The 23,938-nt window shown below is 70.2% G+C and carries 20 protein-coding genes; 9 read left to right on the forward strand and 11 right to left on the reverse strand.

Annotated features, from left to right (window positions below):
* Window positions 1-53 precede the first annotated feature (53 nt).
* Together ACW14X_RS15330 and ACW14X_RS15335 are read left to right on the forward strand one after the other, a co-directional pair.
* On the forward strand, window positions 54-2,753 hold the full coding sequence (locus tag ACW14X_RS15330; protein WP_457162540.1) for an MMPL family transporter: 2,700 nt from the start codon (window positions 54-56) through the stop codon (window positions 2,751-2,753).
* Window positions 2,750-4,837, forward strand: coding sequence for a YhgE/Pip family protein (locus ACW14X_RS15335; protein WP_457162541.1), 2,088 nt, complete (start codon window positions 2,750-2,752; stop codon window positions 4,835-4,837). Before ACW14X_RS15330 ends, ACW14X_RS15335 begins: the two co-directional genes overlap by 4 nt.
* Before the next feature lie 102 nt (window positions 4,838-4,939).
* Here the strand turns inward: ACW14X_RS15335 and ACW14X_RS15340 are convergent, their stop codons facing one another.
* Entirely contained in the window at window positions 4,940-5,632 is a 693-nt protein-coding gene (locus ACW14X_RS15340) for a nitroreductase (protein WP_457162542.1), read from the reverse strand.
* Window positions 5,633-5,845: 213 nt separating this feature from the next.
* Here ACW14X_RS15340 and ACW14X_RS15345 point away from each other — a divergent pair, with 213 nt between their 5' ends.
* From ACW14X_RS15345 to ACW14X_RS15355, 3 genes are all read left to right on the forward strand, one after another.
* On the forward strand, window positions 5,846-6,733 hold the full coding sequence (locus ACW14X_RS15345) for a hypothetical protein (RefSeq protein ID WP_457162543.1): 888 nt from the start codon (window positions 5,846-5,848) through the stop codon (window positions 6,731-6,733).
* A gap of 81 nt (window positions 6,734-6,814) precedes the next feature.
* The gene (locus ACW14X_RS15350; RefSeq protein WP_457162544.1) at window positions 6,815-7,582 is read left to right on the forward strand and encodes an SDR family oxidoreductase; all 768 of its coding nucleotides are present in this window, start codon (window positions 6,815-6,817) and stop codon (window positions 7,580-7,582) included.
* 9 nt (window positions 7,583-7,591) lie between these two features.
* Entirely contained in the window at window positions 7,592-8,809 is a 1,218-nt protein-coding gene (locus ACW14X_RS15355; RefSeq protein WP_457162545.1) for an acetyl-CoA C-acetyltransferase, read from the forward strand.
* Between the two features lie 90 nt (window positions 8,810-8,899).
* Here the strand turns inward: ACW14X_RS15355 and ACW14X_RS15360 are convergent, their stop codons facing one another.
* Window positions 8,900-9,151 carry a type II toxin-antitoxin system RelE family toxin gene (locus tag ACW14X_RS15360; protein ID WP_457162546.1) on the reverse strand — a complete coding sequence of 84 codons (252 nt, stop codon included), beginning with the start codon at window positions 9,149-9,151 and terminating at the stop codon, window positions 8,900-8,902.
* Window positions 9,148-9,408, reverse strand: coding sequence for a ribbon-helix-helix protein, CopG family (locus ACW14X_RS15365; RefSeq protein ID WP_457162547.1), 261 nt, complete (start codon window positions 9,406-9,408; stop codon window positions 9,148-9,150). Before ACW14X_RS15365 ends, ACW14X_RS15360 begins: the two co-directional genes overlap by 4 nt.
* A gap of 82 nt (window positions 9,409-9,490) precedes the next feature.
* On the opposite strand from ACW14X_RS15365, the gene ACW14X_RS15370 reads away from it, so the two are divergent.
* Complete coding sequence (locus tag ACW14X_RS15370) at window positions 9,491-11,083, forward strand: cation:proton antiporter domain-containing protein (protein WP_457162548.1); 1,593 nt, start codon at window positions 9,491-9,493, stop codon at window positions 11,081-11,083.
* Window positions 11,084-11,133: 50 nt separating this feature from the next.
* Here ACW14X_RS15370 and ACW14X_RS15375 read toward each other — a convergent pair whose 3' ends face one another.
* Both ACW14X_RS15375 and ACW14X_RS15380 read right to left on the reverse strand, forming a co-directional pair.
* Window positions 11,134-13,956, reverse strand: a complete 2,823-nt coding sequence (locus ACW14X_RS15375) for an FG-GAP-like repeat-containing protein (protein ID WP_457162549.1) — start codon at window positions 13,954-13,956, stop codon at window positions 11,134-11,136.
* Window positions 13,957-14,026: 70 nt separating this feature from the next.
* The gene (locus tag ACW14X_RS15380) at window positions 14,027-15,562 is read right to left on the reverse strand and encodes a FadD3 family acyl-CoA ligase (RefSeq protein ID WP_457162550.1); all 1,536 of its coding nucleotides are present in this window, start codon (window positions 15,560-15,562) and stop codon (window positions 14,027-14,029) included.
* Between the two features lie 46 nt (window positions 15,563-15,608).
* Between ACW14X_RS15380 and ACW14X_RS15385 the strand changes: the two genes are divergently transcribed.
* Window positions 15,609-16,226: a TetR/AcrR family transcriptional regulator gene (locus ACW14X_RS15385; protein ID WP_160026256.1), complete on the forward strand. Its 618-nt coding sequence runs from the start codon at window positions 15,609-15,611 to the stop codon at window positions 16,224-16,226.
* Between the two features lie 147 nt (window positions 16,227-16,373).
* On the opposite strand, the gene ACW14X_RS15390 is transcribed toward ACW14X_RS15385, so the two are convergent.
* Genes ACW14X_RS15390 through ACW14X_RS15415 form a run of 6 tightly spaced genes read right to left on the reverse strand, consistent with a single transcriptional unit; the run spans window position 16,374 to window position 21,882 of the window.
* Window positions 16,374-17,123: a CoA-transferase subunit beta gene (locus tag ACW14X_RS15390; protein ID WP_457162551.1), complete on the reverse strand. Its 750-nt coding sequence runs from the start codon at window positions 17,121-17,123 to the stop codon at window positions 16,374-16,376.
* Window positions 17,120-17,944 (reverse strand): CoA transferase subunit A, encoded by an 825-nt coding sequence (locus ACW14X_RS15395; protein ID WP_457162552.1) that lies wholly within the window; start codon window positions 17,942-17,944, stop codon window positions 17,120-17,122. Before ACW14X_RS15395 ends, ACW14X_RS15390 begins: the two co-directional genes overlap by 4 nt.
* Window positions 17,941-18,897, reverse strand: a complete 957-nt coding sequence (locus ACW14X_RS15400; RefSeq protein ID WP_457162553.1) for an acyl-CoA dehydrogenase family protein — start codon at window positions 18,895-18,897, stop codon at window positions 17,941-17,943. Before ACW14X_RS15400 ends, ACW14X_RS15395 begins: the two co-directional genes overlap by 4 nt.
* A complete protein-coding gene (locus ACW14X_RS15405) occupies window positions 18,894-19,913 on the reverse strand; it encodes an acyl-CoA dehydrogenase family protein (protein ID WP_457162554.1) in 1,020 nt (339 codons plus the stop codon). Before ACW14X_RS15405 ends, ACW14X_RS15400 begins: the two co-directional genes overlap by 4 nt.
* The gene (locus ACW14X_RS15410; RefSeq protein WP_457162555.1) at window positions 19,910-21,040 is read right to left on the reverse strand and encodes an acyl-CoA dehydrogenase family protein; all 1,131 of its coding nucleotides are present in this window, start codon (window positions 21,038-21,040) and stop codon (window positions 19,910-19,912) included. Before ACW14X_RS15410 ends, ACW14X_RS15405 begins: the two co-directional genes overlap by 4 nt.
* Entirely contained in the window at window positions 21,037-21,882 is an 846-nt protein-coding gene (locus ACW14X_RS15415) for an enoyl-CoA hydratase (protein WP_160026262.1), read from the reverse strand. Before ACW14X_RS15415 ends, ACW14X_RS15410 begins: the two co-directional genes overlap by 4 nt.
* A 47-nt stretch (window positions 21,883-21,929) precedes the next feature.
* On the opposite strand from ACW14X_RS15415, the gene ACW14X_RS15420 reads away from it, so the two are divergent.
* Both ACW14X_RS15420 and ACW14X_RS15425 read left to right on the forward strand, forming a co-directional pair.
* The gene (locus tag ACW14X_RS15420) at window positions 21,930-23,108 is read left to right on the forward strand and encodes an acyl-CoA dehydrogenase family protein (RefSeq protein WP_457162556.1); all 1,179 of its coding nucleotides are present in this window, start codon (window positions 21,930-21,932) and stop codon (window positions 23,106-23,108) included.
* Window positions 23,105-23,899: an SDR family oxidoreductase gene (locus ACW14X_RS15425; protein WP_457162557.1), complete on the forward strand. Its 795-nt coding sequence runs from the start codon at window positions 23,105-23,107 to the stop codon at window positions 23,897-23,899. Before ACW14X_RS15420 ends, ACW14X_RS15425 begins: the two co-directional genes overlap by 4 nt.
* The last annotated feature ends 39 nt before the right edge of the window (window positions 23,900-23,938 follow it).

A 23,938-nucleotide genomic window follows, 5' to 3' on the forward strand; every position in this document is an offset into this window, starting at 1 on the left:
CCTCACATACGCCGACGATACACTTTTGTATTGAATGCGTTAATGTATTGAACGTGTCCTCCTACCTCTACCGACTCGGCCGACAGGTCGCCCGCCACGCCAAGACCGTGCTGGCGCTCTGGCTCCTGCTCGCGGTGCTCCTGGGCGCGCTGACCGTCTCGCTCGGCGGCAAGCTGCAGAACGACTTCACGATCCCCGGCACCGAGTCCCAGCAGGGCCTGGACGCGCTCACGCAGCGCTTCCCCGAGGTCTCCGGGACCTCCGCCCAGCTGGTCTTCGTCGCTCCCGAGGGGGAGAAGATCGACGACCACGGCAAGGAGATCCGGGCGGTGCTCGACGCGGTCGAGAAGGTCGACCAGGTCGCGACCGTCACCGACCCGCTCGCGAAGGACAGCAGGACGGTCAGCGACAACGGCCGGGACGCGCTCGCGACGGTGCAGTTCGACCTCGGCCTCGACGAGCTCCCCGAGGGTGTGACCTCGGATCTCGAAGACGCTGCGGAGCTGCCCGAGGGGTCCTCGCTGGAGCTCCACGTGGGCGGGGATGCGTACTCCGTCACCGGGGTGCACGTCAGCGCGACCGAGGGGATCGGGATCCTCATCGCCCTGCTGGTGCTGGCGATCACGTTCGGGTCGCTGCTGGCCGCCGGCCTGCCGATCCTGACCGCGCTGCTCGGGGTGGCGATCGCGATGGCGGGGATCTTCTCGGTCGCCGCGGCCACCACGATCTCGGCCACCACCCCGACCCTCGCACTGATGATCGGGCTCGCCGTCGGGATCGACTACGCGCTCTTCGTGATCGCCCGGCACCGCAGCCAGCTCGCCACCGGTCTCGGGGTGGAGGAGTCGATCGCCCGGGCGGTCGCCACCGCCGGTAGCGCGGTCATCTTCGCGGGGGTCACGGTCATCATCGCGCTGTGCGGCCTCGTCGTCGCAGGCATCCCGTTCCTGGCGGTGATGGGGTACGCAGCGGCGTCCGCCGTCCTGGTCGCGGTGCTCGTCGCGCTCACCGCCGTGCCGGCGCTCCTCGCTCTCGCGGGCGAGCGGCTCCGGCCCAAGCCTGGGTCTCGGGCCCACCGGCGTGAGGCTGTCGCGGAGGGGCGGCCTCACGCCACAACCCTCGGAGCTCGCTGGGTGCGGCTGGTGACCAAGGTGCCGGTCCTCACCGTCGTGGTCTCGCTGCTGGTGATCGCCGTCCTGGCGATCCCGGCGCGCGACCTGGCGCTGGGGCTCAACGACAACGGCAGTGCCGATCCGGGGACTGCTCCGCGGGAGACGTACGACCTGATCAGCCGCGACTTCGGGCCGGGCTACAACGCGCCGCTGTTCGTGACCGCGGACATCATCGACACCACCGACCCGATCGGGGTGATGGACTCTCTGGGCAAGGCGCTGGGCGCCTACGACGGGATCCAGAAGGTCGCGCTGGCGACACCGAACCGGACCGCCGACCTCGGGCTCGTGGTGATCTACCCGACCACCGAGAAGAGCTCGCCGGAGACGGCGGCCCTGGTCAAGGAGATCCGCGCGGACTCGGCGGACCTGGAGAAGCGGTTCGGGATCGAGGACGTCATGGTCACCGGGCAGACCGCGGTCGCGATCGACGTCAGCGCTCGTCTCTCCGGAGCGATCCTGCCGTTCGGGGCCGTCGTGGTCGGGCTGTCGCTGATCCTGTTGACGATCGTGTTCCGCTCGATCGCGGTCCCGCTGAAGGCGACGCTGGGCTACGTGCTGTCGGTGGCCGCCTCGTTCGGGGTGGTCGCCGCGGTCTTCGAGTGGGGCTGGGGCGCCGACCTGTTCAACGTCGCCAAGGTCGGTCCCGTGATCGCGTTCTTCCCGATCATCCTGATGGGCGTGCTCTTCGGGCTGGCGATGGACTACGAGGTGTTCCTGGTCTCCCGGATGCGGGAGGACTTCGTCCACACCGGCGACGCGCGGCGGTCGGTCGACACCGGGTTCGCTGCCAGCGCCCGCGTGGTCACCGCTGCGGCTCTCATCATGATCGGGGTCTTCGCCGCCTTCGTGCCCAACGGCGACCCGATCGTGAAGCCGATGGCGCTGGGGCTGACCGTGGGCGTGCTCGTGGACGCGTTCCTGGTGCGGATGACGCTGGTGCCGGCGGTGCTCGCCCTGCTCGGGCGGGGTGCCTGGTGGCTGCCGGGCTGGCTGGATCGGCGGATGCCGGTTCTCGACATCGAGGGGGAGGCGCTCATCCACCATCTCGAGCACGCCGACTACGTCGCCTCGAACGGTGAGGTCGCTGTCCGGGCGCGGCAGGTCGAGGTGCCGGAGGCGCTCGCGCCGCTCGATCTACACCTGCGGCCGGGAGGGCTCGGGATCGTCCATGGGACCGACCCGGTCGCGCGATCCGCCGCGCTCGCTGCCCTCACCGGGCGGCTGGGCTTCTCCGGACAGCTGGTGGTGCTCGACCGGCTGCTGCCGGAGGAGGCGGGGGCGGTACGCGCCCGGGCCGCTCTCGTCAGCGACGTCGCGGAGGCGCTCCGGCTCGTCGGCGCTCGGCGGGTGCCTGCGCTGGTCGCCATCGACAGCCCGACCTCGCTCGACAGCGGGCAGCTCGCGGCACTCTCCGCGCTGACCTCGCGGGGCACGACGGTCCTGCTCGGGATGCCGTCGTTGCCCGCGGTGACGCAGGTCGCGGACGCGCTCGCGCATGCCGCGCCCGCACGGACCTCACCCGATCCTGAGCTCACCGACCCTGCGGCTTCGGTCGCCGACCTGGAGACAGTCCGATGAAACGTACGAAATCATGGTGGTCGGGCCGCCGCCTGGTGGCGGCCGCGATCCTGCTGCCGGTCGTCGTGACGGCGCTCGCGCTCGTCGCGCTCAGCGACCGCACCGAGAACCTCGACAAGGTGCCCGCCGCGGTGGTCAACCTCGACGAGCCGGTGACGACGGGGAGCGGGAAGGACAAGCAGACGGTCTATGCCGGCCGAGCGCTGGCCGCGGACCTCGTCTCCTCCTCGGGCTCGTCCGCGAGCCCCACGCTCGGCTGGGAGCTCACCGATGCGGAGGACGCACGGGAGGGTTACGCGGACGGGACGTACGCGGCGGTGATCACGATCCCCAAGGACCTGTCCAAGACGCTGTCCGGCGTGCAGGGGAGCGACCCGAGCGCCGGCCGGGTCAGCGTGGAGGCCTCCGACGCCTCCAGCGAGGTGACCGCCGAGATCGCCCGGCAGGTCGCGCGGCAGTCGGCGTCGACCCTGGGGCGTACGGTCACGACGACCTACCTCGACGGGGTCCGGGACGAGACCGGGAAGCTCAAGACCAGCCTGACCGACGCCGCCGATGGTGCCGACCAGCTCGCCGACGGCACCGCTGCCGCCGACTCGGGGGCCGGGAAGGTCGCCGACGGCGCTCGGTCGCTCAGCTCGGGTGCCTCCGGGGCCGCCGACGGCGCCTCGCAGGTCGCGGGCGGGCTCGACACGCTCGCCGGCGGGACGGCGCGGCTGGAGTCGGGTGCGGGATCGCTGGCCGGGGGAGCGGGCAAGGCGTCGAAGGGCGCCTCCTCGCTGGCTGCCGGAGCCGATGAGCTCAGTGGCGGGCTGAACCGGCTCGAGAGGTCGACCGCAGGGCTCCCCTCGCAGACCTCGTCGCTCGCCGCCGGTGCCTCACAGGTGTCGGAGGGAGTGGCCGGCTACACCCAGCTCGCCAAGGGATGGGCGCAGGCGTGCGCGAGCGACCCGCTGCTCGCGGCCTCCAAGCCGCAACTGTGCGGCGCCACCGCCGCGGCGGTCGGCTCCGGTGGCGGGCAGGCCGACCAGCTCGCCGCAGGCGCGGAGCAAGTCGCCTCGGGGGCTTCTGCTCTGTCGAAGGCGGCTCCTGAGCTGAGCGGAGGGATCTCGTCGGCGGCGGACGGCGCCGGGAAGGTCGCGTCCGGGGCGTCCCAGGTCGCCGACGCGAACGCCCGCCTCGCCAAGGGCGCGCGTGAGCTCGAGTCCGGCCTCGGCAAGACCAACGACGGCGCCACCGCGCTGGCCTCCGGAGCCGATCAGCTCGCCTCCGGGACCAAGAAGCTCGAGAACGGGTCGGCCTCGCTGGCCTCTGGGGCCGACTCGCTGGCCTCCGGTACGTCCTCGCTGACCGAGGGCGCCGACTCGCTCGCCTCGGGGCTCGACGACGGTGCCTCGCAGATCGCGGTTCCCGGCGAGAAGCAGGCCGAGGTCGTGGCCGACCCGGTGGAGGTCTCGGTCGCTTCCGAGACCTCCACCTCGGGGGCGACCCGGCTGGCGCCGGCGGTGATCGCGCTGGCGCTGTGGCTCGGTGCGCTCGCGATCTACCTGCTCCGTCCGGCCTTCCCGGCCGGCCGGCTGCGGGAGGCGCTCACGGCGCGGCGGCTCACCTTCGCCGGGCTGTGGCCGGCGGCTCTCGTCGGGCTGGCGCAGGCGGTGCTCCTCGTCGTTGCCGCTGCGCTTCTCGGCGCCGATCTCGCGCGGCCGTTCGCTACGGTCGGGATCGCGGTGCTCGCCGCGTCGGTGTTCGTCGCGGTCCACCAGGCCGTCGTCGCGCTCGCCGGCCAGCGCCGTGGCTGGCTGATCTCGCTCGGCTTCCTCGCCCTGCAGCTGGTCTCCCTCGGCGGGCTGCTGCCGGTCGCCACCGCGTCCGCTCCGTTCGGTGCGCTCGCCGGCATCCTGCCGGTCCCGCTCGCCGCCGAGGCGCTCCGCGGGGTCGCCGTCGCGCAGAGCGGTGCCGCGGTCGGCGCGCCGGTCGGCGGCCTGGTCCTCTGGCTCCTGCTCGCGGTGGCGCTCAGCCTCTTCGCGGCGGGTCGGGCGCAGCGTACGTCTGTGGCGGAGATCCGCGGAGCGGCTGCCGGCTAAGCGGTCGCGCCACACGTGTAACACGTCGTTCGGAGCACTATCCGGTCGTTGCAACAGGGCGAGAAGTGCTACGAACGACGTGTTACAGCTCGTCGCGGCGGCTCAGAGCGAGGTGTCGTGCAGCACGATGTGCTCGTCGAGCGGGGCCCGGCCGACGTCGAGCCGGTTGACCGCGGCGTCGGGGTCGGCGGTGCCGAACGAGATGCCGTAGAGCAGCTTGAGGTCGGCGGGCAGGCCGAGGTGGGCGCGGACAGTGTCGGCGAAGAGGCCGTGCATGCCCTGGGGTACGCCGTGATAGCCGCGGGCGGTGAGGGAGAGCAGGAAGTTCTGGGCGTACATGCCGACGTCGTTGGCAGCGCGTACGACATCGCCGAGCTCAGGCACGAAGAGCAGGGCCACGTGCGGAGCGCCGTAGAAGCGGAGGTTCTCGGCGACGGCCTTGGTGCGGCCCTCGGCGTCCTCACGGGCGATGCCCAGGGCGCCGTAGAGGACGGCCCCGGTCTGCTGGGACCGCTGGACGTGGACGCTGTCGTCGTCACCGTAGGTCGTGGTGAAGTCGGGGCTCATCTGGCCGGCCTCGAACGCCTTGAGCATCGCCTCGCTGAGGCGCTCGCGGGCGTCACCGGAGAAGACATGGACCTCCCACGGCTGGGTGTTGCTGTGCGACGGGGCGCGCTGGGCGTCCTCGAGCACACCGCGGATGTCGTCGGCGGGCACCGGGTCGGGCAGGAAGGCTCGCGCGGAACGGCGCGAGCGGATCACGTCCGTGAAGGTGTCGACGGCGGTCGTGGTCACAAGAAGGTCCTCTCAGGTCTGCCGAGGCCGGTGGCCTCGATCCACTCCTGACGCAAGACGGAGGGACTCTCCGGTATTCCCGGGGGTGGTGCCGAGGTGTCCCATCACACAGTCCGGGCACCTACCCGGTTCGGGTGATACCCGGGGGCTGGACGGCGGCCTTTACCGAGGCGCGTCAAAGACTCGAGGTCCGATCTATCCGAGGGGGAACCCATGATCCGAAAGCTCGTCTGTGCGGTCGCGGCGGGGGTCGCCGCGGCGGCGCTCTGGTCGATGCCGGCCTCGTCTGCACCGTTGCTGCAGCTCTCCGGCGCGATCTTCACCACCGACGTAACCGGCGCGCCCGTCAACCTGAACCACTACGCCGCCAAGCAGGACGTCTATCTCAACGGCGGTCCTGGCATCAACGCTCCCGATGACGCCGCCGGCCTGCCTGCCGGGATCTACGCCTTCCAGGTGACCGATCCCTCCGGCAAGACGCTGCTCTCCACCGACGCCGTCGAGTGCCGTCTGGTCGAGGTCGACGAAAGCGGGCGCTTCGTCAGCGTCGCCCCGAGTGGTGCCTGCGCTCACGCGACCGGCACCGACGCCGAGGACGGCGGCATCACCGTGCAGCTCTTCCCCTACCTCGACACCCCGAACAACGGTGGCGAGTACAAGGTCTGGCTGACGCCGTACGACGCTCTCGACCCGACCGCTCCGGGCAACCGGCACGGTTTCGTCCCGTCCGACAGCAAGACCGACAACTTCAAGGTCAAGGCACGGGCGATCGTCGAGATCGACACCCGGTTCTCGCGCCACGGTGGACCGTTCATCGACGGTCTGGCTGCCGAGTGGACCGACACCCTGGGTGCTCACAACGTGAAGTACTCCGAGTACAACCCGGCGGTCCTCGCGTTCCACGAGGCGCACGTCGAGGCCGCTGAGGCGGGTCTGCACAAGATCACCGTGACCGACCAGGTCGGCTGCGAGATCGACGACGTGCACTACGCCGGTCAGACCTTCCTGCCTGACGCGAACGGCTCGGTCACCGTCCCGATCCAGGTCAAGAAGCACATGAGTGGAGACCACACCTACTGGGTGGACGTGCACTGCGTCTGAGGCGCTGCGCCTGACCCTCTGATCCGGTCACCGCGATCATCAACCTAGCATTTGCTTGGTAGCCGCTCTAGACTGCCGCACATGGCAGTCGAGATCGACTTCAGCGGCAAGGTGGTCGCGGTGACCGGTGGCGCGCGCGGCGTGGGCGCCGGGATCGTCGCGCGGTTCCTCGAGGCCGGCGCGGAGGTCGAGATCTGCGGCCGGACTGCTCCGGCTGAGCTTCCGGTGATCGACGGGCGCAAGCCGGTCTTCTCCCAGGTGGACGTGCGGGATCCGGAGCAGGTCGCGGCGTGGATCGCCGCGATCACCTCGCGGCTCGGGCGGCTCGACGTGGTGGTCAACAACGCCGGTGGCGCGCCCTACGCCGACTTCGCGACCGCGTCGCCGCGGTTCCACGAGAAGATCTCGGCGCTCAACTTCCTGGCCACCGCCTACGTCAGCCAGGCGGCGTACGAGGCGTTGAAGGCCTCTCGCGGCTCCGTCATCAACATCAGCTCGATCTCGGCACGGCGGCCCAGTCCCGGGACTGCGGTCTATGGCGCCGCGAAGGCGGCCGTCGAGAGCCTGACCGGATCGATCGCCGTCGAGTGGGCCCCGGCCGTACGCGTCAACGCCATCTCCTGCGGGCTCGTCGCCACGCCGGGGTCAGAGGACCACTACGGCAGCCCGGAGCAGCGCGCTGCGGTGGCCGCGACCATCCCGCGCGGCGCCTTCGCGACCCCCGAGGAGGTCGGCGACGCCTGCCTCCTGCTCGCCTCGCCGCTCGCCGTGCACATCACCGGCGCTGTCCTCGCCGTCGACGGTGGTGGCGAGTGGCCCGCCTTCCTCCAGCACACCCCCAACTCCTGAGGAGCCTCCATGCCCGAAGCCGTCATCGTCTCGGCAGCCCGCTCACCCATCGGCCGCGCCTTCAAGGGCTCGCTGAAGGACCTGCGTCCCGACGTGCTGGCCGAGCAGATCGTACGCAGCGCTCTGGCGTCGGTCCCGGAGCTGGACCCGACGCAGATCGACGACCTGATGATGGGCTGTGCCCAGCCTGCGGGGGAGCAGGGCTACAACATCGGCCGTGTCGTGGGGGTGCGGCTCGGGCTCGACGCGGTGCCTGGCACCACGGTCCACCGCTACTGCGCATCCTCCCTGCAGACCACCCGGATGGCCTTCCACGCGATCCGCGCGGGAGAAGGCCACGCGTTCGTCTCCGCCGGGGTGGAGTGCGTGTCCCGCTACGAGCGCGGCAAGGCCGACGGGATGCCGGACACCAAGGCCGAGGAGTTCCTCAAAGCGGGCGAACGCGGCGCCGCACGGGTGGCCGCAGGCGAGGCCTGGACCGACCCTCGCGAGTCCGGCGACCTGCCCGACTACCACCTCGCGATGGGCGAGACCGCCGAGAACGTCGCCGAGATGTGCGGCGTCACCCGCGAGGCACAGGACGAGTGGGGCGTACGTTCCCAGAACCGCGCCGAGGCCGCCGCCGCCCGGGGGTTCTGGGAGCGGGACATCACGCCGGTGACGCTGCCGTCCGGCGAGGTCGTCGCCACCGACGACGGGCCGCGAGCCGGGGTCACCCTCGAGAAGGTCGCCGGTCTCAAGCCGGTCTTCCGCGAGAACGGCACCATCACCGCCGGCAACTGCTGCCCCCTGAACGACGGCGCGGCCGCGCTGGTGATCATGAGCGACGTACGCGCCGAGGCGCTCGGGATCAGGCCGCTGGCCCGGATCGTGTCGACCGGAGTCTCCGGGCTCTCGCCCGAGATCATGGGCCTCGGGCCGGTCGAGGCCTCCCGTCAGGCGCTCGCTCGCGCCGGGCTCACTCCCGACGACATCGACCTGGTGGAGATGAACGAGGCCTTCGCCGCCCAGGTCCTCCCCAGCATCGCCCAGATCGGCCTCGACCCCGAACGGGTCAACGTCAACGGCGGCGCGATCGCCCTCGGCCACCCCTTCGGCTCCACCGGCGCCCGCCTCACGACCACGCTTCTCCACGGCCTGCAGGAGACCGGCGGCCGCTACGGCCTGGAGACCATGTGCGCCGCCGGCGGCCAGGGCATGGCGCTGGTGATCGAGCGCCTGAGCTGACCCCGCCGAATCGGTAGAAATGGCGTGCCGAGAAGGTAGTCGTGGGCGACGAAACTCCACTTTCGTCGCCCACAACTGCGGACTCGGCGGTTAGGCGCTGCGGCGACCCAGGTGGATGACGGCGACGGTGATGCGGCGCTCCTCGACCACGTAGACGATGCGGTAGCGGCCGACGCGGAGGCGGTAGCGGTCCTTGCCCCAGGCGTAGGCGCCGACGTCGCGCGGGGTCTCGGTCAGGGTGTCGACGGTGTCGAAGACCTGGATCAGGCCGATGGGGTCGTCGTCGACGTACGCCTCGGCCGACTGCAGCGCTTCGTCGGCCCAGACGACTTGATAGGTCACTCGCTGACGGGGCGGTCGAGGCCGAGGGCACGCCGGGCCTCGGCGTGCGGGGTGTAGCTGACCTCGCCGAGCTCGCGACGCAGGGAGTAGCGCGCGAGGGCGAGATCGTCCTCGAGATCCTCGATGCGCCGCTCGTGATCGTTGAGGTAGGCGCGGATGGCCTCGCGAGCGATCTCCTGCTTGGACCGGTTCTCCGTCCGGGCACGGTCGGTCAGCAGCCGGTCGTCGGCCTCGCTGAGTCGCAGAGTCATAGCCATGGACCCACTGTAACCCTGAGTGGTATCACGCGGTATCGTACGTGTGTCCGAACCGTCGAGCTTTACCTTGGGGGACGTCCATATGTCGCTGACCGCGCTCTACCTGCTCGTCGCACTCGGAGCGGGGCTGGTCGCGATGTTCCTGAAACTTCCGCCCATGGTCGGCTTCCTCGCCGCCGGGTTCGGGCTGCACGCCGCGGGCGTCGGCGAGCTGGACGGGCTGCACACGCTGTCCGAGCTCGGCGTCACGCTGCTCCTGTTCGGCATCGGTCTCAAGCTCGACGTGAGATCGCTGCTCCGGCCCGACGTGTGGCTGAGCACCTTCGCCCACCTGGGGTTCAGCGTCGTCATCGGGATCGGCATGCTCGCCGGGATCGCACCGCTCGGGTTCGCGCTCCTCGCCGACGCCGACCTCGGCGAGATGGCGCTGATCGCCTTCGTGCTCTCGTTCTCCTCGACCGTCTTCGCGATCAAGGTCCTCGACGAGCGCCACGACAACAACACCCTCTACGGCCGGATCGCGATCGGTGTGCTGGTCATGCAGGACATCGTCGCGGTGGCGTTCCTGACCATCTCCAAGGGCCACTGGCCCTCGCCGTGGGTCTTCGCGCTGGTGCTGCTCCTCCCGGGCGCCTGGCTCGCCCACCGGGTCTGGGACCGGATCACCTCCGCCGAGCTGACCGCCCTCTTCGGGCTGACGATCGCCCTCGTGCCGGGCTACTGGCTCTTCGAGGCCGTGGGGCTCAAGGGCGACCTCGGAGCCCTGGTGGTCGGCGTACTCCTTGGGTCGCACGTCAAGGCGCCGGCGCTGACCAAGCTGCTGTTCAGCACCAAGGAGCTCCTGCTCATCGCGTTCTTCCTGAGCATCGGACTGACCGGGGTGCCCTCGCTGGAGGACTTCGCCCTGGCCGCCGTGCTGCAGGTCCTGCTGCCGCTCCAGGCCGCGGCGTACGTGGTGATCTTCGCGTTCATGGGGCTGCGCTACCGCACCGCGACGCTGGCCTCGTTCACCCTGGCCAACTACTCCGAGTTCGGTCTCATCGTCATCGTCATCGCGTCGGCCTCCGGCCTCGCGTCGGCCCAGTGGCAGACCGTGCTCGCAGTCGCGACCGCGCTCTCGTTCCTGGTGGACGCCGTGTTCAACGCGTACGCCCCGGCGATCATCAATCTGCTCAACCGTCGGCTGCCGGAGCGGAGGTCCGAGCGGCTCCAGGAGGCGGACCGGCCGATCAACCTCGGTGACGCCAAGGCGCTGGTGGTCGGGATGGGCCGGGTGGGGCGTACGACCTACGAGGAGCTGCGCGACACCCAGGGTTACCACGTCCTGGCGGTCGAGCACGACTCGCTGCGCGCCGACTCGCTCAAGGAGGAGGGCTTCGACGTGGTCGAGGCCGACGCCACCGACCAGGACTTCTGGGAGCGGGTGAAGAAGGGCACCGGCATGGAGCTGGTCGTCCTCACCATGCCGTTCCACGGCGACAACCTGCTCGCCATGGACCTGCTCCAGAAGCTCGGGTTCACCGGCACCGTCGCCGCCATCGCCCTGCGCCCCGAGGAGCGCGACGAGCTCAAGAAGCGCGGCGCCCACGCCGTCCTGAACCTGTACGCCTCCGCCGGCTCCGACCTCGCCGAGAAGGCGATCCGGGTCAACCAGGAGCGCCAGCTCTCCGCGTGAGCCGTGAAGCCGAGAGTGACCCAAGGGCCCTCTCGGCTTCACAGCCCGGGTCAGCCCAGCAGGTTGTAGCCCGACAGCGCACCCAGGTATGTGCGGGTCACGCCGGTGCCGGTGCTGTTGCGCTCCAGCGCATAGATGTAGCTGCCCGAGCGCACGATCAGGTCGCCGCCCGAGCCGGCCCGCAGATCGCGGACGCCGAGCACCGCGTCATAGCCGGACAGGTTGATCGACAGGGTCTGCGTGGAGACCAGGCCGCCAGGCCCGTTGCTCTCGTGGACGACGGTGCTGGTGCCGTTGACGAAGAGTACGTCGGGGGTGTTGCTGCTGTTCCAGCGTCCGACGCCGACCAGGCGGGTGCCCGAGGCCGAGGACTTCATCGTGATCGACGCGCCGACCTTGGCCGAGCCCTTGCCCTGCCACAGCTTGATCGTGCCGCCGGAGGTGCGGCCCATCAGGTCCGGATAGCCGTCGCCGGTGACGTCGCCGACGGCGTCGATGACGCTGACCGTGCCGAGGCCGGTCGCAATCGTGACGGGGCTGGTGAACTTGCCGGTGCCGTAGCCCCGGTAGAGGCGTACGGAGCCGTCGGACATCTTCGCCAGGAAGTCGCCCTTGCCGTCGCGGTTCCAGTCGCCGGCGTTCATCAGTGCGGTGGCGCTCGTCAGGGTGATGCCGCTGTCGACCGGCGCGGCCAGGCTGACCCGGCCGCTGTTCGGCTTGACGTAGAGCGTCGAGCCCGACTTCATCACCAGGTCCGGGAGGCTGTTGCCGACGAGGTTTACCGCGCCGACGAGGGTGCGGTTGATGTCCGCGTACGGCCCCAACGGCTTGCCGAAGCCCGAGCCGGAGGCCGGGTAGATCCAGCCGCGGTTGGACGAATCACGGCCGATCAGGTCACCGCGGCCGTCGCCGGTGAAGTCGCCGTAGCCGCTGATCTGGACCAGCGAGGACCACGACGGGCTCTGGGTCGCGAGCTTGATCGGCGAGCCGAACGTACCGCTGCCGGAACCCTTGAAGTAGTAGAGCGCCCCGGACTTGCGGCCGATCAGGTCGCGCTTGCCGTCCTTGTTGACGTCGCCGGTCGCGGCGAGCTTGTCGAAGCCGCTCAGCGAGCGCGTCGTACCCACCCGGGTGAACCCGCCGGCGCCGTTGCCGGTGTAGCGGACCAGGTAGCCCTTCGCGTTCTTGCCGACCAGGTCGCTGGCCGAGGTGCCGCCGATGTTGCCGGTCGCGGTGATCTTGGAGACCCCGTAGAACGTGCTCTTGCCGAGGTTCTTGTAGACCGCCGCGAAGGTGCCGTCGCCGCGGCCCTTGCGGATGCCCGCCGAGCCGTCGGTGCGGACCTGGATCAGGTCGGCCTTGCCGTCGCCGGTGATGTCCGGGGTGACCACGGCCTCGCGCACGGTACTGCCGACCGTCGTGGACGTCTTGGTCGAGTTGAACCCGGCGAACCCGCCCGTACGCAGCGTGAAGATCCGGCCGTCGGAGGCCCGTCGTGCCACGAAGTCGGAGTGGCTCGTGCCGGCGATGTGGGACTCCAGGTCGCGGCCGCTCCAGCTCTTCTGGAGGCTGGCGGCGAGCGTACGGATGTTGGGGAGCTTGGCCTGGAGATTCGCGCCCGGGCAGATGGTGTTGCCCGCGTCGCGGTGGCCGTTGATCGCGTGCGGGAAGACGGTGTTGGTGCCGTCGGTCTTGGTCAGCGACACATTGGTGGCGTTGGCGGTGACTCCGTGGAGCGAGAGCTTCCACGCGTAGAGAGAGCCGTACGCCTGGATCATTGCGTCCGTGGGCTGGTTCTGCGTCGAGCCGGCGTCGTTGGGGCAGCCGGCCGCGACCGTGTCGAAGCAGCCGAGCGCCGAAGCACCGAAGCTGTCGTAGTTGTAGCCGCTGGTGTGGGCGCCCTCGACCGGCAGCGCGACGCCGCCGTGGCGGCCCTCCCAGATGCGGCCGAACTTGTCGACGAAGAAGTTGTAGCCGACGTCGCGGTAGCCGCGGGTGGTCACGTGGAACTCGTAGATGCCCCGGATGATGCTGGGGACGTCAGTCTCGGTGTAGTCGTTGGTGCCCGCGGTGTGGTGGACGAAACCGCCGTGGATCTGGCGGTAGGACGGGGCCGTCTGCTCGCGGATCGTCTCGTCGGCGCCCCACTGCGCCCGGCTGTAGATCGTCGGGCTCGAGGTGTAGGTCGACGCGACCAGGTTGAGGTCGGAGTCCTTGCTGCCGTTGTGGACGTTGGTCGCCCGGGGCTTGTCCTTGTCGGTCTCGATCTCGGGGAGCTCCTCGACCGTGTCCTCGGGCTTGCCCGGTTCGATCACAGCGAACTCGAGGTCGCCGGGGATCTTGGCAGCGTCAGGGACGATGATCCGGGTCTGCACCTGGTCGACGTGCCCGGCCAAGAACTCGTCGGTGCCCGGGCGGACCCCCTTCGCCTCCGCCGTGCCGGCGTCCGGACCGTGGTCCTCGGTGTCGACCACCATCGGGCTCCACGACGACCACACGTCGTCCTTCAGGGTGCGGATCTCGGGGCGTACGTCCTCGGCGAGGTCGCCGGACCAGGTCACGCCGACGATGCCGAAGCCGGTGACGTCCTGTGGCTCGCTCTTGATGACGTCGGTGCGGGGCTTGTCGACCTTCGTCGCGTGCTCGGTCGCCTTGCCGGCCGAGGTGGTCAGTGCGACCTCCTCGACGCGAGACTCCACCGAACCGGCGGGCAGGGTGGACGGCTCCCTGTTCGCGGCGGCGAACGCGGCCAGCGGGCCGGACGTGGTCGGCTCGGCGGTGGCGGAGTTCAGCGTCAGGGGGATCGCCACTGCGGCCGCGCCGAGAATGAGGGTGGTGCCGGAGAGGGACGCGATCGTGGCGCGTCGGGGCATCGAAGCCTCCGTGGGGGAAGTAAAGAACGGGCTGAGGAAACCTATACCCCCGCGGGGTGGGGTGTCGCGCCTATATCGAGGTGTCGCGCAGGTCCGTCTTCAGGACCTTGCCGCTGGCGTTGCGCGGCAGGCTGTCGACCAGGACGTACGCCCTCGGCTGCTTGTAGTTGGCGAGGCGGTCCTTGAGCCAGGCCGCGATCTCGTCGGCGCTCAGGTCGTCGCGTACGACGACGAAGGCCTTGCCCACCTGACCGAGGCGTGCGTCGGGGACGCCGATGACCGCGGCCTCGACGATGCCGGGGTGTGCGGCCAGGGTGTTCTCCACCTCGGCGGGATAGACGTTGAAGCCGCCGACGGTGAACATGTCCTTGATCCGGTCGGTGATCTTCAGGCAGCCGTGCTCGTCGAGGAAGCCGACGTCGCCGGTGTGGAGCCAGCCGTCCGCGTCGATCGCCTCGGCGGTGGCCTCGGGGTTCTCGAAGTAGCCGAGCATGACGTTGTCGCCACGGATCCAGACCTCGCCGTCCTCACCCGGCTCCGCGTCGTCGCCGGCCGCGGTGACGGTGCGGATCTCCAGGCCCTCGACCGCCGGCCCGACCACCTTGGCCACGTGCTCGGGATCCTCGCCGGGGCGGGTGGTGGTGGCGACCATGCACTCGGTCAGCCCGTACGCACCCTTGACCTCGTCGATCCCGAGGATGTCGCGCATGTCGGCGAAGAGGCTCTCCGGGACGCTCGCGGCGCCGGCGATCGCGAAGCGCAGCGAGGAGAGGTCGTACGCCTTCAGGTCTTCGTGGTTGATGAGGGTCGTGAAGATCGTGGGAGCGCCCGGGAGGACCGTGATCCGCTCGTCCTGGATCAGCTGCAGCGCCTGGGTCGGGTCGTAGGTCGCGATCGGGTAGACCGTCGCGCCCGAGGTGAACGCCGCGATGAACCCCGCCTTGTAGCCGAAGCCGTGGAAGAACGGGTTGACGATGGCGTACCGGTCCCGCGTGGTGAGCTCGGCGCCGCGCGCCCAGACGTCGGCGACGCCGATCGTCTGCCGCTGGGCGCTCATCACGCCCTTCGGCTTCCCGGTGGTGCCGGAGGTGAACAGCAGGTCGGCGAGGGTGTCGGGGGTGACCGACGCCTTGGCGTCCTCGAGCCGCTGGTCGGGGATCTCCGCGCCCTTGGCGAGGAACTCCTCCCAGCCGTTGGCGAGGTCGACGATGGTGAGGAGGTGCTCCGGGAGCGGGCCGGCGTCATGGAGCATCTGGACGTAGTCGGTGCCGAGGAAGCCGTTGACGGTGACCAGCGCCGTGGCGCGGGAGCGCTCCAGGATCTCGCGTGCCTCATGGCCCCGGTAACGGGTGTTGAGCGGCACCACGGCCGCCCCGATCGTCTGCGCGCCGAGAACCGCGACCGGGAACTCCCAGCGGTTGGGCGCCCAGATCGCGACGCGGTCGCCGCTGCGTACGCCGCTGGCCAGGAAGGCGCGCGCGGTCCTGTCCGCTGCGTCGGCGAGCTCGGCGTAGGTGAGCGTCGTGGGGCCGTCGACGATCGCCGGGTGGTCGGCGTACGTCTGCTTGGCCTTCTCGATCAGGGCGGGGATCGTGCGCGGGGTCACCTTCGCAAGCGTAGTTGAGCAACTGCTTGTTTGGTAGGCTTCGTCCATGACTGACACGGGGGTTGCGCCGAGAAGGCGGGGGACGGCGTCGGGGTCGTCGCGGCGAGCCGAGCTGCTCACGCTGGCTGCCGAGATGTTCGCGACCAAGGGCTTCGCCCAGACGACCGTACGCGACATCGCAGACGCTGCCGGGATCCTGTCCGGCTCGCTCTACCACCACTTCCGATCCAAGGAAGCGATGCTGACCGAGCTGCTGTCGGGGTTCCTCGACGGGCTCAACGCGCGGTTCACCGAGATCGTCGAGAGCGGGGTCGACCCGCAGGCCGACCTGGACGGACTCATCACCGAGTCGTTCCGGACGATCCACAACGAGCGGCTCGCCGTCGCGCTCTACCAGAACGAGGCCTCCTTCCTGGCCACCGTCGAGGGCTTCGAGTTCGTCGCCGAGCGCTCGCGCGACAACGAGGCGCTGTGGATCCGGGTCATCGAGGCCGGTCAGGCCTCGGGCGCCTTCCAGGCCTCCCTCGACCCTGCGCTGACCTACCGGTTCATCCGTGACGGCGTCTGGTCCACCGTCTCCTGGTACCGCCCCGGCGGCCGCCACACCCCCGAGACCCTCGCGGAGCAGTATCTGAAGCTGCTCCACGCCGGGATCCTGGCGTAACGCCTCCCGCCGGTCGAGCCGCCGGAGCCGCTAGGCGGAGGCGTGCCGAGACCAACACGGTCCCATCGAGCGCGCCAGGAACTGTGTTGGTCTCGACACGCTCGGCCGCAGGCGGCCTCGCGGCTCGACCAGCGGGGCGGGCGGGGCTTACGGGACCTCTTTGAAGCGCAGGCCCTTGGGGTCTTCGGCTTCGATGATCTTCAGCTCCTCGGGGGTGGGCTCGCGGGTGAGGGGCGCGTTGGCGGCGTCGATCGGGAAGCCGGTCGCTTCCTGGAGCTCCTCGGGGGTGACGCCGGGGTGGATCGAGTCAACCTTGACGAGCCCGGACTCGTCGTAGCCGAAGACGGCGAGGTTGGTGACGATGACGCCGAGGTCGTGGAAGCGGCCGGCGGTGCCGACCGCTCGATCGTTGCCGACGCCGCTGGCGACGTCGACGCGGTCGACGAAGATCCGGGCGGAGTGCTTGGCGACCCAGTAGTCGACACGGTGGTTGACCGTGTTGCCGGGGGCGCCGCGTACGCCGATCAGCTGGCGTTTCGGCTGCCGCCAGTCGCCGATCGAGGAGATGTTCTGGTTGCCGTGGCGGTCGATCTGGCTGGCGCCCATCATCGAGTGCCGGCGACCGCTGGCGACGATGTCGAAGATGCTGCGGAACGGCACCCAGGCCTCCGGGGTGCCGCCGGCCGCCGCCGTCTTCAGCAGCGGCGGAGCCTCGGCCATCATGAACGCCTCCCCGTCGCTGAGCGCGAGCTCGGGGGTGTGGGTGGCCTTGGCCAGGCGTACGCCGATGGCCGGGACGATCCCGACAGCGTGGGCGAGCACCTCGCCGGAGCCCTTGAAGGCGTCCGAGACGGCGGCCACGCAGATGTCTGCTCGGCTGATCGTTTGCAGGCTCACAGGTAACGCTCCTCGAACTCGGTCCACTGCTCGTCGGACTCGGCCTTGGCCGCCGCGACGTACGTCTTCTGGAACTCCTCGTCGCGGCCGTAGTCCGGCTCGCAGCTGGTGAAGTGGGCGCCGCCGGGGGCCTCGACGACGTGGTTGACGAAGATCCGCGGGACCAGGAGCGACTGTGGCGGGGCCTTGGCGGTCAGGTCGTCGGTGGAGACGATCTGCTCGACGGACATGATCGTGGTGTCGGCGGCCATCGCGAAGAGGTCGTCGAAGTAGGGGTCGGGCCCGAGGTACTGCCCGTTGCCGGCCGCGTCGGCGCGGTTGAGATGGATGAGCGAGACGTCGAGGCGGAGGCCAGGGACGGCGACGTACTCCTCCTCGTCGTAGGGCGACCTCACCGTCTTCAGGTCGGGGTTCATCGCCATCACGTCGCTGCCGAGACCGGCACGGATGGGCTGGAACGAGAGCCGGTTCGCCCCGGCGCGAAGGCCGGCGACGAACATGCCCTCGTCGTACTCGCTCGTCTCCGGGATCTCGCCGCGCTCGCGGGCACGGGTGAAGTTCGGGTCGAGCGGGATCGAGTCGAGACTGACGAAGCCGTAGACCAGCTTGCGGATCCTCCCGGCCCGTGCGAGCAGGCCGACGTCGGGGCCACCGAACGCGACCACGGTCAGGTCGGTGATGTCGCTGCGGAGGATCTCCTTGACCAGCGCCATCGGCTTGCGCCGCGAGCCCCAGCCGCCGATGCCGATGGTCATCCCGGACTCGAGCTTGCTGCTGACCTCGGTGAGGGGCAATGTCTTGTCGAGCGGAGTCTTGTTCACGTGTCTCCTCGGAAGAGCTGAGCGGTGGCATGGGCGCGCTTGAAGTAGAGGTGGGCGTCGTGCTCCCAGGTGATCGCCACTCCGCCGTGGAGCTGGATCATCTCGGCCGCGACCTGCGAGAACGCATCGGAGCACCAGGTCTTCGCGGCGTGGACGAGACGTACGTCCGGAGTCGGCTGGGTGAGCTCCCAGGCCGCTGCCCAGCTCATCGTCCGGGCGGTCTCGACCTGGACCAGCAGGTCGGCGCAGCGGTGTTTGAGCGCCTGGAACGAGCCGAGCGGGCGACCGAACTGGTGGCGCTCCTTGAGATAGGCGACCGTACGCTCCAGCGCCTCGCGCGCGGCGCCGGCCTGAAGGGCGGTCATCATGGTGGCGCCGACGGTGGTGACGTACGCCGGGTCGACCGTGCCGACGGCGTCGTCTGTCGGGTCTTCGCCGGTGACCGTCGCGAACCTCCAGGTCGGGTCCAGGGCGGGGGCCGGGGTGATCGTGGCCGCCGAAGGGTCCACCGCGTGGACCTGGTCGCCGCGCAGCACGAGGAGGATCTCCGCGCCGGACGCGTCGATGACGAGATCGGATCCCGGGGTGGAGACCGCGGCCGTGGCCCCGCCGGCGATCCGCTCCAGCAGCTCACCGGCCTGTGGGGTGTCTGCGGCGGTCAGGACCTGGGTCGCCAGCAGGGTACCGACGAACGGCGAGGGCGTGAGCGTGGCGCCGAGCTCCTCGAGGACGAGATGCGCCTCGATGTAGGAGCAGCCGACCCCTCCGTACGCCTCGGGGACCGCCAGCGCGGTCACCCCGATCTGTTCGCTGAGCGTCTGCCACAGGGTGGTGTCGTAGCCCTCGGGCGTGCTGATCGCCGCCCGCAGGTCCATCGACGCGGCCCGCTTGGCGATCAGCGTATGAACGGTCGCGACCAGGTCGGTCTGCTCCTCGGTGAGCGCGAACCTCATCGGCCCTCCACCAGCGACTCGAGGATCCTGGCCCGATGCTCCGCAGGGGTTCCCCAGGCGCCGACCAGCGCGCGCACCTTCAGGATCCACAGGCTCAGGTCGAACTCGCGGGTGTAGCCGATCGCGCCGTGGACCTGGAGCGCGGTGCGCGAGGCGAGGTACGCCGCATCGCCGGCTGCGACCTTCGCGGCTGATACGTCTCGCGGCTCGAGGGTCAGGCTCGCGTTGTGGACCAGCGGGGCAGCGAAGTCCAGGGCGACGCGTACGTCCGCCAGCAGGTGCTTCACCGCCTGGAACTCCCCGATCGGCCGCCCGAACTGCGTCCTCTGCTTCACATAGGTGACCGAGTCGTCGAGCAGTCTCAGCCCGGCCCCGAGGAGCTGGGCCGAGCAGGCGAGGGTGCCGAGGTCGTGGGCGGTCGCCGCGTCGACCATGGCGATCTCCTCTCCCGGGGTCACGTCGAAGAGTCGTCGGGTCGGGTCGACAGACCTGCGCTCGGTGCCGACAACAGCGTCGTGGAGGGTGGTGCTCAACGCGTACGTTCGCTCTGCGATGTCCGCGTCGACAGCCCGCGCCGGCCGTGAAGGAAATTTTTCTTTCACGGCCGAGGCCTGCTCTGCTTCCGGCCGGGCTGCTTCCGGCAAGACGAGCGGTGGTGCGACGGACACCACCGTCTCTCCGGCAGCCAGACGGGCGAGGAGATCTGCCCGGGGCGTACCTACGACGAGCGTCGGTGTGACAGCGACGCATTCGATCCACGGTCCCGGGACACCGTGGTATCCGAGCCGCTCGAAGGCGACGGTCAGGTCGACCGGGGTCGCTCCCACGCCCCCGTGCGCCTCCGGCACCAGCAGCCCGGTGACACCGAGCTCGGCGAGCCGCTGCCACAGCTTCAGGCCGGAGGAGTGGTCACCTGCCGCCCAGGCACGGGCGACCGACGGCACGCCAGCGGTGCCAAGCAGATCGTCGAGTGCTTCGGAGAATGCGTGCTGCTCCGGCGTACGTCCGAACCTCATCGGCCACCCCTCGGCAGGCCGAGCACCCGCTCGGCGACGATGTTGCGCTGGATCTGGTTGGTGCCGGCGTAGATCGGGCCGGACAGGGAGAAGAGGTAGTCGTCGAGCCAGCGGCCGTCGAGCTCGGCGTCGGCACCGAGCAGCGAGAGCGCGGTCTCGTGCAGCGCGAGGTCGAGGTCGGACCACCACAGCTTGTTGATCGAGCCCTCGGCGCCGACCGAGCCGCCGGCCTCGACGTGGGTGACGGTGCCCCAGGTGTAGAGACGGTAGGCCTCGGCCCCGATCCAGGCGTCGACGACCTGGTCGCGGAGATGCGGCTGCGGGTCGGTCTGCCACAGGTCGAGGAGGCGGTCGGCGGCGGCGCAGAACCGTCCCGGCGAGCGCAGCGAGAGACCCCGCTCGTTGCCCGCGGTCGACATCGCGACCTTCCAGCCGTCGCCGACCCCGCCGAGCACGTCCTCGTCGGGCACGAAGACGTCGTCGAAGAAGATCTCCGCGAAGCCCGGCGTTCCGTCGAGCTGGTCGATCGGACGGACCGTGACGCCGTCGGCGTCGAGCGGGAAGAGGAAGTACGTCAGGCCTCGGTGCCGCTCGGCGGACGGGTCGCTCCGGAAGAGCCCGAAGCCGCGGTCGGCGAAGGGCGCCCGGCTGCTCCAGGTCTTCTGGCCATTGAGCCTCCAGCCGCCGTCGACCCGGGTCGCGGAGGCGCGCAAGGACGCCAGATCGGACCCTGCCTCGGGCTCGGACCACGCCTGCGCCCAGACCAATGACCCATCGGTCATGTCGCGCAGGTAGCGCTCCTTCTGCGCCTCGGTCCCGTGACCGAAGATGATCGGCGCGAGCAGCGAGATGCCGTTCTGGCTGATCCGGGTGGGGGCGCCGGCGAGGTAGTACTCCTCCTCGAAGATGACCCACTCGGTGAGCGACGCGTCCCGACCGCCGTAGACGTCGGGCCAGGTGACGACCGACCAGCGGCCGGAGGCTAGGGTGCGTTCCCACTCCCGGTGGGCGGCGGCTCCCTCGGCGGTGTCCATCGACGGCAGTCGGCCGGGGTTGTTGGCGGCAAGCCACTCGCGGGCCTCGAGGCGGAAGGCCTCCTCGGCCTCGGTGAACTCCAGCGTGCTCATTTCTTCATCGACCTCGCGTTCATCCCAGCGAGCGAGTCCTTGCCGACTTCGGCGTTGTGGGCGTGGGCGGCGTGGTGGAGGCCGAAGACCGAGTCCATCCCGGCGCGCATGCCCATCAGATCCTCGGCCTGGTTGACCGCCTTCTTCGCCAGCGCCAGCCCCAGGCGCGGCATCTCGGCGATCCGCCCCGCGAGGGCGAGCGTCTCGGTCTCGAGGTCGTCGCGGCGTACGACATGGTTGACCATGCCCCAGCGCTCGGCCTGCTCGGCGGAGAAGCGGTCGCCGGTGAAGAGCATCTCCTTGGCGGCGCGGGGGTTGGTGACCCACGGGTGGGCGAAGTACTCGACCCCGGGGATGCCCATCTTGACCACCGGGTCGGAGAAGAAGGCGTCGTCGGAGGCGACGATGAAGTCGCAGGACCAGGCCAGCATCAGGCCGCCGGCGATGCAGGCGCCCTGCACCATCGCGATCGTCGGCTTCGGCAGCTCGCGCCAACGGCGGCACATGCCGAGGTAGACCTCGGACTCGCGCGCGAAGCGGGAGTCGACGCCCTCCTTGCCGACGTGGTCCCACCACATCACGGCCTTGCGCTCGAAGCTCTCGTCGATGTCGCGGCCCGGCGTGCCGATGTCGTGGCCGGCGCAGAAGTGCTTGCCGTTGCCGCCGAGGACGATCACCTTGATCTCGTCGTCGTTGGTCGCTCGGGTGAACGCCTCGTCGAGCGCGTAGGTCACCTTCGAGTTCTGGGCGTTGCGGTATTCGGGGCGGTTCAGCCGCACCACCGCGACGGGTCCGTGGGTCTCGTACGTCACGACACTGGTCTCGGTTGGAGTGGCGCTCATGCCGCAGACGCTACCAAACAAGTGCTTGGTTTGGTAGGTTGTCCGGCATGGACCTGACCTACTCCGCCGAGGACGAGGCGTTCCGTGCCGAGGTGCGCGAGTGGCTGGCCGACCACCTGGTCGGCGAGTGGGCCGCGCTGCGCGGCACCGGCGGGAACGGCCGCGACCACGAGTCGTACGAGGGGCGGCTGGCCTGGAACCGCTACCTGGCCTCGCACGGGTGGACCTGCCTGGGCTGGCCCGAGGAGTACGGCGGACGCGGCCTGCCGCTGTTCCAGCAGGTGATCTTCCACGAGGAGTACGCCCGAGCGGACGCCCCGGTCCGGATCAACCATCTCGGCGAGGAGCTGCTCGGCCCTACCTTGATCGCCCACGGAACGTCTGCTCAGAAGGAGCGGTTCCTGCCGAAGATCGTGGCCGTGGAGGAGCTGTGGTGCCAGGGTTACTCCGAGCCCGGCGCCGGTTCCGACCTGGCCGGGGTGCGGACGCGGGCCAGACTGGACGGTGACCAGTGGGTCGTGGACGGGCAGAAGGTCTGGACGTCGAACGCCCACCTCTCCGACTGGTGCTTCGTCGTGTGCCGGACCGAGCCCGGGTCGTCCCGCCATCATGGGCTCTCCTATCTGCTGGTGCCGATGGCGCAGCCCGGTGTCGACGTACGGCCGATCGAGCAGCTCACCGGCACCTCCGAGTTCAACGAGGTCTTCTTCGACGGCGCCGTCACCTCGGCCGACCTGGTCGTGGGTGAGCCCGGCGACGGCTGGAAGGTCGCGATGGCGACGCTCGGGTTCGAGCGCGGTGTCTCCACGATCGGCCAGCAGGTCGGCTTCGCCCGCGAGCTGGAGACGGTCGAAGAGGCCGCCCGGGCCAACGGCGCCATCGACGACCCTGACATCTCGTCGAGACTCGCCCAGGCACATGTCGGGCTGGAGGTGCTCCGGCTGCACGCGCTGCGGACCCTCTCGGCGTACGACTCCGGCTCCTCCGGCCCCGAGGCGAGCGTCTCCAAGCTGCTGTGGGCGCGGTGGCACCGCGAGCTCGGCGAGCTGGCGATGGACGTCGTCGGGCTCGCCGGGCTGACCACCGGCGAGGGCTACGCGCTCGATCGACTCCAGTCCCTCTACCTCTTCTCCCGGGCCGACACGATCTACGGCGGCTCGGACGAGATCCAACGGAACATCATCGCCGAGCGCGTCCTCGGCCTGCCACGAGAGGCCCGTGCATGAAGCCGGAACAGCCAACCCCCGCGTACGTCCCCGGCCACTCGCTCCTGGAGGGCCGCGTCGTCGTCGTGACCGCGGCTGCCGGTGCGGGGATCGGGGCGGCGGTGGTGCGGAAGGTGCTCGAGGAGGGCGCGAAGGGGGTTGTCGTCTCGGACACCCACGAGCGACGGCTCAAGGAGTCGCGCGACGCCCTCGCCGAGGAGTTCGGCGAGGACCGGATCACGGCCGTGACCTGCGATGTCACCCAGGAGGACCAGGTCCAAGCGCTGCTCGACGCCGCGGAGCCGTACGGCGGTGTCGACGTGATGATCAACAACGCCGGCCTCGGCGGGACCGCGTCGGTGCTGGAGATGACCGACGAGCAGTGGGGGAAGGTTCTCGACATCACCCTCACCGGGACGTTCCGATGCATCCGGGCCGTCGGGCAGCGGTTCGTGGCCGCCGGGAAGCGTGGCGTGATCGTCAACAACGCCTCCGTGATCGGCTGGCGGGCCCAGGAGGGGCAGGCGCACTACGCCGCCGCCAAGGCCGGGGTGATGGCGCTGACCCGCTCCGCCGCCGCGGACCTGGCGCCGCACGGGATCCGCGTCAACGCGGTCTCGCCGTCGCTCGCGATGCACCCGTTCCTGGAGAAGGTCACCTCGCCCGAGCTGCTCGTCGAGCTCAAGGGTCGCGAGGCGTTCGGGCGTGCCGCCGAGCCGTGGGAGGTCGCCAACGTCATGGTCTTCCTGGCCAGCGACTACTCGTCGTACATGACCGGCGAGGTCCTCTCGGTGAGCAGCCAACATGCCTGACCCGGCCCGCGGGCGCCATTTCCCCGCCATGGCGGGGAA

It is taken from the genome of Nocardioides sp. YJ-D4 (assembly GCF_054031495.1).